Source organism: Acinetobacter sp. S-1 (genome assembly GCF_059579785.1).
In genome coordinates this window covers 224176-238261 of sequence record NZ_CM184207.1, presented here as the reverse complement: position 1 = coordinate 238261, position 14086 = coordinate 224176, and the positions used below count along the sequence as shown (strand labels likewise).

The following is a 14086-nucleotide window of genomic DNA, read 5'->3' as shown; positions in this document are numbered from 1 at the left end:
AATGTATGTACGAAAAAGCGTACATGGTTCTTTTAAATTTAAAACTTGATTTACTATCATTGAAATAAAAATATGAATTTATAAACAAGTTCTGTTCGTCAATTAAATAAGAAGACGATATAATGAGTTTATTACTTTATTTCTAAAATAAATTTAAAAACAACAAGGAACGAGATGTTTACTTTGCCATTAAATATTTTTCAGCCCTTAGCGCTCATACTCGCCTGCCTTATTTTCATTGTAAGTAAAATGCCGCAGCTAAAATATAGAAAAACTATATTATTTCTAGCTATTGGTAGCCTTACTTTAGTGATTATTTTAGGGATATTTGGCTTTTTTAATTAAGCTTTATTTCTTGCTCTTCTCTATCATTTTTTCAAAATGTCTAAGATTTGGGTTGAGCGTATCCCAAGCATAGGCTTGGCTCACAAACACCTCTGCTCTAGGCTGGTAGAGACTCGGGTCATCTAAAGTACCTGCACGTATTGAAATCATTTCAGGGGCAATTTCAGGTAAGCCAAAAAGCTGAGAACCACACGTCGGGCAAAACGCTCTTTTAATAGCTCGGCCAGAAGATCCTAAAGTCTCAAAGTATTTAAGTTCACCACTTACTTTCAATTCAGATTGGTGAAAAAAAGCGATTGGAGCATATGCTGAACCTGTTGCCTTTTGACAATCTCGACAGTGGCAATTAAAACTATAACGTGGCTCTGCTTCACTTTGGTAGCTCACAGCTCCACATAAACACGATCCTTGATATTTGGCTGACATGGTTCATCCTATTTTTTTATTGCTGTGATTTGAATATAACGTACATATCCATTTTGGTAGAGTTGTTGGCATAACTTTGCAGTCATTTGAATTTTAAAATTTGCCAATCCTCGGCTTTGCTTTTGTCCTTGTTGATTTTGAATATATTGCGAAAAACCGAGTAACACTTGCTCAGATAAATCTTCAATTTGAATATCGACAAAACCTTGTTGTTCCAAGGTAGTTCTCAGCATTTTTTCATTTGGCACAGCATTCCAAGTGACATTTGCTGCTTTGAGTAAATAACGATGCTTTTGTTCTTGTAGAGCGGTCATGTTTTGACATGAGTCGGCACGCATTAGGTAATGAAAGCCTAATCGGCCTTTTGAATTTAAAACTGGAGCGATGGAATCTAGAAATAAATTTAAATTGCTGTGATAAGCGGCATCAATACACATCACCACATCGAAGTATTGTTTAAATTCAAATTGTTTTAAATTTAAAAATGAACCGCAAAAAATCTGGCTTATTTCGGGAATAAGATTTTGAATTTTATGAACACAAGGGACTTGTAACTCAACTGCACTGAGGCTTTTAGGCTGATAATGCTGGAACCAGTGCAACAAACTTGCACCCTGTCCGCAGCCTAAATCCAAGAGATGATCTTTTGAATTTAAATTGACAGCTTGTGCCAAGTGGTCAGCCAATTGGCAACAAGCTTCACGGTAGTTTTGAGTATTTTTCCAAAAACCCAAATTTGTCCAAGCAAGCTCCCCATCATCCCCTAAGCTTGATGCATCAATTGCATATTTATGAGGAATGTATCGAGAGAGAGCTGCTCGAACTTTTGTTTTCACAATTTTAGTAGCCGAGTTCTGGGGCAACTTCCACCTTAGGTTTTAAGCCTACAAATGGTAAAGGTGCACCTAAAATTTCAGCAATATGCATGGCAGAAGTAACTGCTGACTCTAAAATTGGCAAGCCATCGCACGACCATGAACCACAGTAGAATACTTTACGGTTTGGGTCTAAATGACGTTGTTGCAATTCTTTGTTTAAAGCAACCGTTTGTGAGTCTACAACCGCACGCGTTAAAGTGACTTTTGAAATAACTTTTTTAGGGTCAATATCAACCACTGGACGCCAAGTTTGGAATACAGGATTTTTACCCACGAGTGTTGGCTCAACCGCATTCATCCAAACTGTAAATTGCTGACGCGTAAACTTACGGTCCATCATGTAGCTCAGTACTGACCAGTCTTTACGGCGTGGCGGCATGACTGTCGCATCGGTATGAATCACAAGATCGCCTTGTTCAAAGCGGAATTGCTTAAGCAAGTTCATATCTTCTGCAAACTGTTCAGGATTTAAAAACTCATCGATTTTAGACGTTGGCGTTGCAACAATCACTCGATCAAATAAGTTTTGTTCACCTTGGCTGTTTTCAACCAGTACTTTTTCGCCTTGTTGCTCAACTTTCTTAATTGCCGATCCGCTATGAATATCGATGTCTTTAATCAAGCTATCTACAAATGCAGGTGTGCCACCTTTCATGCGCAATAACATGTCGCCATCAGTTAAGTGACGTAAAAACTCAAGTAAGTTTTTTGCAGGCCAATCGCCAATTGTTTTCGGATTACACGTACAGATTGTATAGAGCACTGGCATAACCACACCATGCCAGAATACTTCCTCAATATCGTTCTGATTAATAAATTCAGCGAGGGTAATATCTTGATTTTTAGATTTGAAAAACTGGTGAATCGCAGTTTTTAATTGCAACATCCCTTTCACAAGACGCCAGCCATATTGCTGGATGCCTTTACGGTTATTAATAATCGGGAAATTACCAATACGGCTACGAGATGTCGTTAACCATGTTTCCGTACGATCTTCGAATAACCAGCTGCATGACATATAAGTACGAACCGGGAAGGTTTTAATACCTAAATGAGCAGCAAGGCTGAGTGTATTTTTCCATAAGTGAGGATTCATCACACGTAGCGGTGCATCAATAATTCCACCATCGAACTCAATGCTATGGCTATCCATTCCCCGGCCAGGAAGTGCTTCAAATATCGTGATCGTATGCCCTGCATCTTTCAGAATTCTTGCTGCCGCAAGACCTGCCATTCCACTGCCAATAATTGCGATATTCAAAATGATGTCCCATTTTTCGAGAATTTTTTTGATTATCACTCATACCCCAAAAAAACACCGTATTAAAAACTACCAGATTTTTATTTTTTGCATCAATTTATATAGAAAATATTTAGCTACTAATCAGATCAAGTTTTTATATTTTTTTACAAAATCAGAGAAGCCGATAAAACCTTATATTTTTTGAAAATTTAAAAAAAAATCTTTTAAATAAAGTAAGATAATTTAACTATTTTTATATCATTTGTTTTACAAGAATCTTTTTTTAATATATTATTAAGTCATAATAATGAGAAGCAAATCACATAAAACAATGTCGCAACAACAATGAAAACCATCATAAAAACAGAATCTTTACAGCGAAAAAGCCCGCTATTCACACTTGATAGCGGGCTTTTTATTACTTTGTTTTTAGAGGTTATTCAAATGCAATTCGGTAATTTATGCTTCTTGCATGATTGAACCGAATTTTCCACGATTAAAATCATTAATCGCTTCCATAATCTCAGCTTTGGTATTCATGACGAATGGACCATAACCTTCGATTGGTTCATTGAGTGGTTGACCAGTCAACACTAAAAATTTAGTGTCTTCTTCTGCATTTAAACTAAACTCAACACCCTCACGAGATAAAATCGCAACGGTTTTACCTTCCAGACGATTTGCATCATTGACCACAACCGCGCCATCTAATATCACAACAAGCGTGGTGTGACCTTCAGGTACATAGAGGGTATGTTTTTGGCCTTTAACCAATTTACCGTCCCATACATTTAATGGACTAAATGTAGTTGCAGCACCTTTTGCATCTGCATATTCACCTGCAATTACGCGCAAATGACTACCTTGTTCGTCTAGTGCAATGTCTGGAATATCTTTAGCTTCAATCGCTTGGTATTTTCCAGGCGTCATTTTTGAATGAGCAGGTAAATTTACCCACAATTGTACCATTTCAAACAGACCACCATGCTCTGCAAATTCAGGAGAATGGAACTCTTCATGCAACACGCCTGCACCCGCAGTCATCCATTGCACATCACCAGTTTTAATGGTTCCGCCGCCGCCGCTTGAATCTTTATGAGTTACTTCACCTTGGTAGGCGATGGTCACTGTCTCAAAGCCACGGTGAGGATGTGAACCTACACCTTGCTGTTCAGTTGTTGGCGAGAATGTATAAGGCGCTGCATAATCGAGTAGCAAAAATGGGCTTAGGGTTTGGCCTAAACGGTCATAAGAGAATAGGTTATATACAGGGAAACCATCACCCACCCAATGCATGTGGTTATTTTGATATGCACCAAGAAATTTCTTCATCTGATCTCTCCTATATATGTAGGATTTTCTTGAACTGGTATTGATTTTACGCCTCAATAATTGCAGTTTATAGATCAGGATTAGCAACACATTATTTCATCTATGAGACAATCATAGAATGTAATGTGCTCTTTTTAAGATCGTCCTATTTTTAAAATTCTTAATCCTATTTTTTAGACTTAATCACGACATAAAACTCAACTAGCATAATTTTAGGCAATAACGACCTACTCAATAATTTTTGATTATTTATTTTGATAACACGAGGACATAAAAAATGGCTCAAGATTACGTGCGTTTAGACAAGGATAATGCTGCGGTTCTTTTAGTTGACCATCAAGCAGGTTTACTTTCTTTAGTTCGAGATATCGACCCAGATAAATTTAAAAACAACGTATTAGCGCTTGCAGATGCAGCAAAATATTTTAACTTACCAACTATTTTAACGACCAGTTTTGAAAATGGTCCAAACGGTCCTTTAGTTCCAGAACTAAAAGAACTTTTCCCAGATGCACCATTTATTCCACGTCCTGGTCAAATCAACGCTTGGGACAATGAAGACTTCGTAAAAGCAGTTAAAGCGACAGGTAAAAAACAACTGATTATTGCAGGTGTGGTGACTGAAGTTTGTGTGGCATTCCCTGCACTATCTGCGCTCGCAGAAGGTTTTGAAGTGTTTGTGATTACTGATGCTTCTGGTACTTTCAACGAATTAACGCGTGATGCTGCTTGGGACCGTATGTCAAAAGCAGGTGCTCAGCTGATGACTTGGTTTGGTATGGCGTGTGAGTTACACCGCGACTGGCGTAATGATGTGGAAGGTCTAGGTGCGTTGTTCTCAAATCATATTCCTGATTACCGCAACCTGATGACAAGCTATAGCTTTAATACCTCACAAAAATAAGTTCTATTGACAAGATTAGAGTGCTTAAGCGCTCTAATCTTAAATTTAAATGGATTGATCGGACATTGATAAGCTCTTTTGATGATTTTTATTATTTTTATTTGGTCGTAAAACACGGCGGCTTTAGTGCAGCCAGTGATGTTGAAAATATTAGTAAATCTAAGCTCAGCCGACGCATTATTGACCTTGAAAATAAATTTAATGTCAGCCTGATTCAAAGGACAACACGTCATTTTAAGGTGACCGATTTAGGCCAAGAGTTTTATGAGGAATGCTGTAAGGTTATTACTCAAGTTGAATGTGCAGAAAACGTGTTATTAAAGCAAAAAAGTGAACCTCAAGGATTGGTCAAAATTAGTTGCCCACCTCTGATGATGCATTTTCAAATTAGAAAAATTTTAAATCAGTTTTTAAAAACCTACCCCAAAGTTGAAATAGCACTCGAGCTAACAAGCCGTCGAGTAGATATCTTGCATGATGATATCGACCTCGCGATTCGGACAAATTTTGAACCGAATGAAGATTCGAATTTAATTGTTCGTGATGTGATTAAAACCGATCATTGTCTGGTAGCTTCGCCTGAATTGTTGCAAGGTCGCATCATTGAACATTATTCAGAATTACAGGACTTTCCAAGTATTAGCTTAGGTACTCAAAAGCAAAATCCTATTTGGCATCTATGCAATATTCGTAATGGTGAAACTGTTGATGTGCCTTATCAACCAAGAATCAAAAGTAATGATTTGGCTGGTGTGTATTATGCCGTCATGGATGGTTTAGGCATTGCCGACCTTCCTTTTTTAACCGTCGAATCTGAAATTCGTAAAGGCACGCTTATCCATATTCTTCCTGACTGGAAGTCGAATATTGGTACGCTGCAATTGGTATATGTTTCAAGAAAAGGCCAGCGTCTGGTGGTTGAAAAACTCATTGAAACGCTGATTGATGAACTCAGGCGTTTGCCTGAAAGTCGTGATGGCTATCTATCGACTTAAAATAAAAACCGGTCATGAATGGGCATGACCGGTTTTTTGTGAAACATCACATACAGCATAACTGCATGTTTTCGTTCAGAACAAAGCGAACTCGCTTTATTCCTTACTCAGATAAGTCTACGCAGAGGTATTTCATTTCGACATATTCTTCGATGCCGAATTTTGAACCTTCACGGCCTAGACCAGACTGTTTTACGCCACCAAACGGAGCAACTTCGTTTGAAATCGCGCCCGTGTTAATGCCGACCATACCGTATTCGAGTGCTTCACCCACTCGCCATTGACGAGCTGTGCTTTGAGTAAATAAATAAGCAGCTAAACCAAACTCGGTATCGTTCGCCATCACCACTGCTTCATCTTCAGTTTTAAAGCGGAATAGTGGTGCAAGCGGACCAAAAGTTTCTTCTTTAGACACTTTCATGTCTTGCGTTACGCCAGTTAAAACTGTTGGCTCAAAGAATGTGCCGCCAAGTGCCGAGCGTTGACCACCAATACGAACTGTTGCGCCTTTCTCAGTTGCATCTGCAATATGAGACTGAACTTTTGCAATCGCATCTTCATCAATTAAAGGCCCTTGAGTTGAACCTTCTTGACGGCCATCGCCAACTTTAAGCTTAGACACAGCTTCAACCAAACGCTCTGCCAATGCATCGTAAATACCATCTTGAACATAAATACGGTTAGCACAGACACAGGTTTGACCGCTATTGCGATATTTACTTGCCATAATGCCCTGAACAGCTTGTTCAAGATTGGCATCGTCAAATACCACAACTGGTGCATTACCACCGAGTTCAAGTGAAAGCTTTTTAATGGTTGGCGCACATTGTTGCATCAAGATACGGCCAACTTGAGTTGAACCTGTGAAGCTTAACTTACGGACAATATCGCTTTCACATAGGGTTTTACCAACTTCAACCGCATCACCACTAATGTTAATTAAAACATCAGTTGGTAAACCTGCCTGTAAAGCCAATACTTCAAGTGCATAAGCGGTTAACGGCGTTTGCTCTGCCGGTTTAACCAACATTGAACAACCCGCAGCAATCGCTGGACCTGCTTTACGCGTAATCATGGCAGCCGGGAAGTTCCACGGCGTAATTGCGGCAGTTACCCCAATCGCTTGTTTAATCACAAGCAAACGTTGGTTTGGCAACGTAGGAGTTAAGACTTCTCCATCAATACGGCGAGCTTGTTCGGCAAACCAGCGTATGAAAGATGCTGCATAACCAATTTCACCACGTGCTTCTGCTAATGGCTTACCTTGCTCAGCCGTTAAGATTTGAGCCAGATTTTCTTTGTGCTCAAGCATGAGGTTGTACCATGCCAATAACACATCAGCACGCGCCAAAGCAGTTTGCTTTTTCCAAGCAGCCTGCGCTTTTGCTGAACGGTTAATTGCGGCTTCAACCCCTGCACGGTCATAGGTTTTTACCCATGCCAAAGTTTCACCTGTAGCAGCATCATTAACTTCGACATAGTCATTTGATGCAGGCGCTTCTAATGAAATATCAGGATGTTTTAATAAATACTGCAAAGTATTTTGAATCATGCAGATTGCTCCATTGCTTTTGCACTACCTGCTTTTAGAGTTGCAAAACCTTGTTTCAAGATATCAAGGCCTTGACGGAATTGTTCAGCAGGAATGGTTAATGGATATAAGAAACGAATTACATTACCGTATTTACCACAAGTAAGAAGTAACAACCCGTTTTCCATTGCATAGTTTTGTACAACTTTTGCTTGTTCAGCTGTTTCAAGCTCTACCGCAACCATTGAACCTAATGCACGAATATCAGTTACGACGTCGCCTGTTGCTTGCTGAATATCTTTAAGAGTAGCGACTAACTCTGCACCTAATTCATTTGCACGGTCGCATAAGTTTTCTTCTTCAATCGCATCAATCACTGCGTGCGCAGCAGCAACTGCAATTGGGCTACCTGCGTAAGTACCGCCTAGTCCACCTGGGTTTGGTGCATCCATCACTTCTGCACGGCCAACAACACCTGAAATAGGGAAACCACCACCTAAGCTTTTCGCCATCGTGATGAGGTCTGCTTTAGTCTCGTAATAGTTCATTGCGAACAATTTACCAGTACGGGCAAAACCTGATTGCACTTCGTCAGCTACAAGTAAAATACCGTGCTTGTCGCAAATTGAGCGTAAACGTTTTAAGAACTCAGCTGGCACAACATTGAAACCGCCCTCACCTTGTACTGGCTCAAGCACAATTGCTGCAACATCATGCGGTGCAATATCTTCACTGAAAATATCTTCAACGCTTTCAATTGCCGCGTCTACTGAAATACCTTTAGCAGGCACTGGGTAACGCGCATGGAACACACCCGCTGGCATCACACCGAAATCACGTTTGTAAGGCGCAGTTTTACCTGTCATTGCCATCGTCATAAATGAACGACCGTGGAAACCGTTACCAAAAGTGATAATGCCGTGACGACCTGTATAAGAACGCGCAATCTTCACCGCATTTTCAACTGCTTCTGCACCAGTTGTGAAAAAAGCTGACTTTGCAGGACCAGCAATTGGCGCGCGTTCATTAATACGCTCAGCTAAAGCGACATAGCTTTCATATGGTGTTACTTGATACGCAGTATGCGTAAATTTAGTAAGTTGCTCAGTCACCGCTGCAATGACTTTAGGGTGGCGATGGCCTGTATTTAAAACCGCAATACCACCAGCAAAGTCGATAAATTGGTTGCCTTCCTTGTCCCAAAGCGTGGCATTTTCAGCTTTTTCCGCATACCACTGGCACATCACGCCTACACCACGTGGAGTTGCTTGCTGTTTACGTGCGTTAAGTGCAGAATGTTGATTATCCATTTGATTCCCTCATATTTTCATCATCAGTTGCAGCTTTGGTTTCTTGCATCCTGTGCTTAATTTTCAGGGTGCTTTACAACGACTGCCTATGCATGTAATTTCGCTCGTCTGATGCCAACTGACGAGAGCCACTTTTTAACTGTAGGAGAGAGCCAATTGCGTAGTTTACTTGGAGATCATTTGCTGCAACGACTCCAACAGGACACTGAAGGGAAACTACATCAACGCCTTTTCCGTTGCCTGCGTGGTGCCATTATTGATGGAGTCATCCAGCCCAAGACTCGTCTACCTGCGTCACGCGACTTAGCTAGTGAAATTCATGTTTCTAGAAATACCGTGCTCACTGCCTATGAACAGCTACAGGCTGAAGGTTACTTAGAAGCTCGTACGGGGCACGGCACTTGGGTTGCCGAAAAATTACCAGAGAGTTTTTTAAATACACAAAACAAGAAAAAAGTGGTTTCAAGCCCGAAAGTTCAAAGCTCTTATGCACTATCGCAGCGTGGTTCCAACTTATTGGGCTATGCCGCAGCGTCGCCACACCAATGGGGAGCTTTCGTGCCAGGAGCACCGGATGTAACCGAGTTCCCACATCATATTTTTAGTCGTATTCAAGCACGTTTAAGCCGTGAACCTGACATTAACCGCCTGATTTATAGCAATGCTGGTGGATGTATTGAGCTTCGAAGTGCATTGGCAGATTACTTACGTGTTGCACGTTCAGTCCAGTGCGATGCTGACCAAATTATTATTACTGAAGGCATTCACCAGGCGATCGACCTAGTCTCGCGTGCGCTCAGTGATATGGGAGATAAAATCTGGATTGAAGACCCTGCTTATTGGGGAATGCGTAATACGTTACGTATTAATGGTCTTGATATTCAACCGATGCCTGTCGATGCTGAAGGTATTATTCCTGAGGAAAATCCAGCAAAGCCTCCTAAACTCATTTTTGTCACACCTTCACACCAATATCCGCTTGGCTCTCATTTAAGCCTAAACCGCCGACGTAAATTGATTGAGATTGCCCGTCAGCACAATAGCTGGATTGTCGAGGATGACTATGACAGTGAGTTCCGTTTCTCAGGCCAGCCTTATCCATCTTTACAAGGCTTAGAAAATGATGCGCCTGTGCTGTACATGGGCACATTCAGTAAAACCATTTATCCGTCCTTAAGAATTGGATATCTAGTCGTACCTAAGCCATTATTTTCACCATTACGCATTGTGGCAGCCGAGCTGTATCGTGGTGGGCACTTGCTTGAGCAAAAAGCTCTAGCTGAATTTATTCGTGAAGGCCATTACGAAGCGCATATTCGCCGTATGCGCCTACTCTATGGCAAGCGCCGCGACTACTTGGTGAGCTTAATTCAACGCTACCTTGGCCCCGAATTTATTCATGAATATGATGAAGCGGCAGGGTTACATCTGGTTTTAAAACTACCAAACTCTTGCGATGATGTCGCGATTGCAGCAACGGCACTTGAACGTGGTGTCAAAGTTCGTCCCTTATCTCAATACTACATGCAGTCACATGCACATGCAGAGCGCGGGCTGTTGATGGGCTTTGCCTGTGTAAATGAAAAAGATATGGTGATGGCTTTTGGCGTCTTGCTCCAATGCTTACGTGAAGCAGGCGTACCTACGCTGAATTAACTGTTTTCTTTTATAAGACAAATAAAAAAGAGCCTCATTGTAAAGCTCTTTTTTATTTAAAAATTTAAACTAACTTTTCTTCATGACTATGAGTTAAATGGGTCGCTCTACGATCTTTACCCCAACCTAGCTTTTCAGACAACAAACCGAAGAACACAATAATGCCGAACAGCGCTGTGGTGTAAATCACTTCTTTAAAATAGGTGCCTTCAATCAACATGGTAAGAATTGCACCAATAATTGCAAAGATTACCACGTAAGTTAGATAAGGGAACATCCACATTTTAAAGTCAATTTTTACGCCTTCAGCCTCTAATTTTTTACGCATACGAAGCTGAGAATAAGCAATAGTCAGGTATACATAGAGTGTGGCTGCACCTGTTGTTAGCATGAAAAAATCATAAACATTCATACTCTCGGTTGCAGTTAAAACTACCGCAATTACAGAGAAGAAGCATGACACAATCACGCCCACCCAAGGACTGCTTTTACTGTTTACAGAGCCAAAACTTTTCGGAGCATCACCACGTTTAGCTAAAGAGAACAACATACGTGAACACGTGTAAAGTGCTGAGTTAAAGCAACTACATACCGAGGTTAGAACCACAAAGTTTACGATATGGCGCGCCCCTGGAATACCAAGTGCAGACAGAGTCACGCTATAGGTTCCCCAAGTTGAATCTTTCAAAAGTTCATTGTTGTGAGGAATGAGACATACCGCAACAAACATTGAACCGACGTAGAATAAAATAATTCGCCAAACCACCGAGTTCGATGCTTTACGAATTTCTTTCGATGGATTTGCCGACTCTGCTGCAGCTACCGTAACAATTTCAGCACCAATGTAGGCAAACATGACTCCAAGCAAGGCGGTAATAACGGATGAGCCGCCATTTGGCATAAAGCCTTGAGAGGTTAAATTACTAATACCAGAAGCAGCCGGATTACCCCAAGGCCACAAGTGCATGATGGCTAAACTACCAATCACAAGGAAAATAACAATCGCAATGACTTTGATGAGGGCGAACCAAAACTCAAATTCACCATAGTTTTTCACGTTTTGTAAATTAACAACAACCAGTGCGCCAATCACCACGACCATATAGACCCAGATCGGTATAAACGGGAACCAATTGTTTAGAATTTTTCCTGCCACATAGGCTTCCCACCCCATGAGCATGGCCAGAGTACACCAGTACAACCAACCAATTGAAAACCCTGCCCAACGGCCAATCGCACGGTCAGCATAAGTTGAAAAAGAGCCACTATCAGGGTTTAAAACGGCCATCTCGCCTAACATACGCATGATGAACCAAACAAGTAGACCACCTAAAGCGTAAGTTAAGAAAACTACAGGTCCAGTATTGTAAATAATACTGCCTGAGCCGACGAATAGAGAACCACCAATAACCCCTGCAATCGAGATCATGGTCAGGTGGCGTGATTTGAGTCCATGTTTTAAACTTTGGGAGTGATTGGCTTCAGAACCATTTTGATGAGCTGCCATATCATTTTCCTTAATATATGGAGGATATCGGCTAGTCTCGGAAATCCTCCGAAGCCAAAAAATATCCCCTAAAAATTTAGCCGTTCTGCCCAATTCCTAAAACAGAAAATTCACTGAGCTTATCCGGCGCTTCCGTATGCATACTTCCAATAGCTTTAATTTGTCGTTTCGGCACTCAAGAAACGAGAGCCATTTTTGTAATAAAAGAGAGAGCCAATTGCAAAATTTATACGCAAAATTGGCCCTTTTTGTAGGGGATGCTGGTAAATAGCTTTTAGTTTTTATTTTAATCAGATTGACTTTCTTTAGTTTTGTTCAGAAATTAATAATGCCTTTGTGCCTGTTTCCAATGCTCTAAATATATGTTTCTGGTCAGCTGGATAACAAATATAGTCGCCCACACCAAGCTCAACAGCTTCATCAATTAAGCCCACTAAAGCTTTACCTTCAACCACAATAATATGCTCCACAGAACCAACTGGATGCGGCTCTGAAAGACGGTCTTCGCCCGGCTCAACAATCAGTAAATACACATCTCGACGGGCATGTGGCGGACAAGTCGCTAACAAGATTGCTTTGTAATTGGCAATCTCAGAGCTCACTGTTGGCCCATCACCACAGCGAATCACTTGTACCTGATTACTCGGTTCTTCCATCAACCTTGCAAATGGAATATTTAGTGCAACACAAAGTGCCCATAAGGTTTCAATGCTAGGGTTACCTTGCCCTGCCTCTAATTGTGACAATGTAGATTTAGCAACACCTGCACGACGAGCAACCTCTGCCAACGAAAGCCCTGCTCTTTGACGTTCACGCGTTAAACCTTTGGCAATAATTTCAATTGGCTGAGACATTCACCACATCCGTTCTATAAAAAAAACGATCGTTCGTTTTGACAAAACGATCAGACTTATTCATTATAATGGAAAATCGTTCGTTATATCATGCTATGTCCACATACTCTTTGATTAAAAAACTAAGTAAAGACACTACCCGCTCGATTTTCTTTGTATGTCTAGCGACGAGTGTCGTTGGTATGTCTTTAGGTTCACTCGCTGCAAGTTATGGCTTAGCGCTCTGGATCCCGCTTTGTCTATCCGTGTTTGTGCTCGCAGGAACTGCTGAATTTATTTTTATTGGTTTCTTGGCTGTAGGTGGTAGCCCAATTGCAGCTGCGATTGCAGGACTACTCGTCAATTTAAGACATCTACCTTTTGGTATTGCGGTCAATGAACTAATCCGTGGCAAATTCTCTCGATATTTTGGGGCACATATCATGAACGATGAAAGCGTTTTGTTTGGTATGGCACAGCCCGATTTTGAGACGAAAAAAGCTGCTTACTGGCTATGTGGTATAGGCATCATGCTCAGTTGGCCACTTGGTGTAACGGCGGGTTATTTCATTGGAAGTGCTATTCCAGACCCGAAAACATTTGGCTTAGATGCCATTTTCCCAGCGATTTTAATTGCACTTACATTTAATGCTTTAAAGAATAAAATCACTCGAAAAGCTGCATTTGCTGGATCAACTTTAGCGCTGATCACCACACCTTTTTTGGCCTCAGGACTTCCAATTCTGATTTCACTTTTTGGCTTGATATTTGGTAGAAAGAAATGAGTCAACAATTACTAATTATTTTAGGTATAGGCTTGCTAGCACTTGGAACGTATGGGATTCGTTTCGCTGGTTTTCATTTGGGTGCCAAGTTCTCATTTTCTGAAAAATATCAAGTTTTACTGTCAAACGGTGCGACTGTTTTGCTCTGTGCGATTGCGGTGACGACAACATTTTTTGAAGGTCAACATTTTGCGGGTTTCGCGCGTATATTTGGTGTTGGCTTAGCACTGTTCTTGGTTTGGAAAAAAGTACCGCTGTTATTAGTGATTTGCTTGGCAGCTGCCGGCACGGCACTTATACGTTTGCTTGGAATTGAGTAATAAAAAAAGGCGAGATAAACT

The 14086-nt window shown here is 41.0% G+C and carries 13 protein-coding genes; 5 read left to right on the top strand and 8 right to left on the bottom strand.

The window, feature by feature from the left end:
• Nucleotides 1-348: 348 nt before the first annotated feature.
• The 4 genes from AC52J8_RS01060 to AC52J8_RS01045 form a co-directional block, all read right to left on the bottom strand.
• Nucleotides 349-771 carry a GFA family protein gene (locus tag AC52J8_RS01060; RefSeq protein ID WP_017387537.1) on the bottom strand — a complete coding sequence of 141 codons (423 nt, stop codon included), beginning with the start codon at nt 769-771 and terminating at the stop codon, nt 349-351.
• Nucleotides 772-779: 8 nt separating this feature from the next.
• Nucleotides 780-1607, bottom strand: coding sequence for an SAM-dependent methyltransferase (locus AC52J8_RS01055; protein WP_086399938.1), 828 nt, complete (start codon nt 1605-1607; stop codon nt 780-782).
• A 4-nt stretch (nt 1608-1611) separates the two neighbouring features.
• Entirely contained in the window at nt 1612-2910 is a 1299-nt protein-coding gene (locus AC52J8_RS01050) for an FAD-dependent oxidoreductase (protein WP_197738960.1), read from the bottom strand.
• Nucleotides 2911-3351: 441 nt separating this feature from the next.
• Nucleotides 3352-4224, bottom strand: a complete 873-nt coding sequence (locus tag AC52J8_RS01045) for a pirin family protein (RefSeq protein WP_005078590.1) — start codon at nt 4222-4224, stop codon at nt 3352-3354.
• Nucleotides 4225-4501: 277 nt separating this feature from the next.
• On the opposite strand from AC52J8_RS01045, the gene ycaC reads away from it, so the two are divergent.
• Nucleotides 4502-5128, top strand: a complete 627-nt coding sequence (gene ycaC, locus AC52J8_RS01040; protein ID WP_002052204.1) for an isochorismate family cysteine hydrolase YcaC — start codon at nt 4502-4504, stop codon at nt 5126-5128.
• 20 nt (nt 5129-5148) lie between these two features.
• Nucleotides 5149-6123 (top strand): LysR substrate-binding domain-containing protein, encoded by a 975-nt coding sequence (locus AC52J8_RS01035; protein WP_086399936.1) that lies wholly within the window; start codon nt 5149-5151, stop codon nt 6121-6123.
• Nucleotides 6124-6226: 103 nt separating this feature from the next.
• Here AC52J8_RS01035 and AC52J8_RS01030 read toward each other — a convergent pair whose 3' ends face one another.
• Together AC52J8_RS01030 and gabT are read right to left on the bottom strand one after the other, a co-directional pair.
• The gene (locus AC52J8_RS01030) at nt 6227-7675 is read right to left on the bottom strand and encodes an NAD-dependent succinate-semialdehyde dehydrogenase (protein WP_086399935.1); all 1449 of its coding nucleotides are present in this window, start codon (nt 7673-7675) and stop codon (nt 6227-6229) included.
• Entirely contained in the window at nt 7672-8964 is a 1293-nt protein-coding gene (gene gabT / locus AC52J8_RS01025) for a 4-aminobutyrate--2-oxoglutarate transaminase (protein WP_002117401.1), read from the bottom strand. The genes AC52J8_RS01030 and gabT overlap by 4 nt, the downstream gene beginning before the upstream one ends.
• Before the next feature lie 156 nt (nt 8965-9120).
• Here gabT and pdxR point away from each other — a divergent pair, with 156 nt between their 5' ends.
• Nucleotides 9121-10620 (top strand): MocR-like pyridoxine biosynthesis transcription factor PdxR, encoded by a 1500-nt coding sequence (gene pdxR / locus AC52J8_RS01020; protein ID WP_017399625.1) that lies wholly within the window; start codon nt 9121-9123, stop codon nt 10618-10620.
• A 64-nt stretch (nt 10621-10684) separates the two neighbouring features.
• On the opposite strand, the gene AC52J8_RS01015 is transcribed toward pdxR, so the two are convergent.
• Complete coding sequence (locus tag AC52J8_RS01015; RefSeq protein WP_002117418.1) at nt 10685-12127, bottom strand: amino acid permease; 1443 nt, start codon at nt 12125-12127, stop codon at nt 10685-10687.
• A gap of 305 nt (nt 12128-12432) precedes the next feature.
• Nucleotides 12433-12981, bottom strand: coding sequence for a helix-turn-helix domain-containing protein (locus AC52J8_RS01010; RefSeq protein ID WP_002117406.1), 549 nt, complete (start codon nt 12979-12981; stop codon nt 12433-12435).
• 68 nt (nt 12982-13049) lie between these two features.
• Between AC52J8_RS01010 and AC52J8_RS01005 the strand changes: the two genes are divergently transcribed.
• Nucleotides 13050-13745: an AzlC family ABC transporter permease gene (locus tag AC52J8_RS01005; protein ID WP_086399934.1), complete on the top strand. Its 696-nt coding sequence runs from the start codon at nt 13050-13052 to the stop codon at nt 13743-13745.
• Nucleotides 13742-14065, top strand: a complete 324-nt coding sequence (locus AC52J8_RS01000; protein WP_002117414.1) for an AzlD domain-containing protein — start codon at nt 13742-13744, stop codon at nt 14063-14065. The genes AC52J8_RS01005 and AC52J8_RS01000 overlap by 4 nt, the downstream gene beginning before the upstream one ends.
• The last annotated feature ends 21 nt before the right edge of the window (nt 14066-14086 follow it).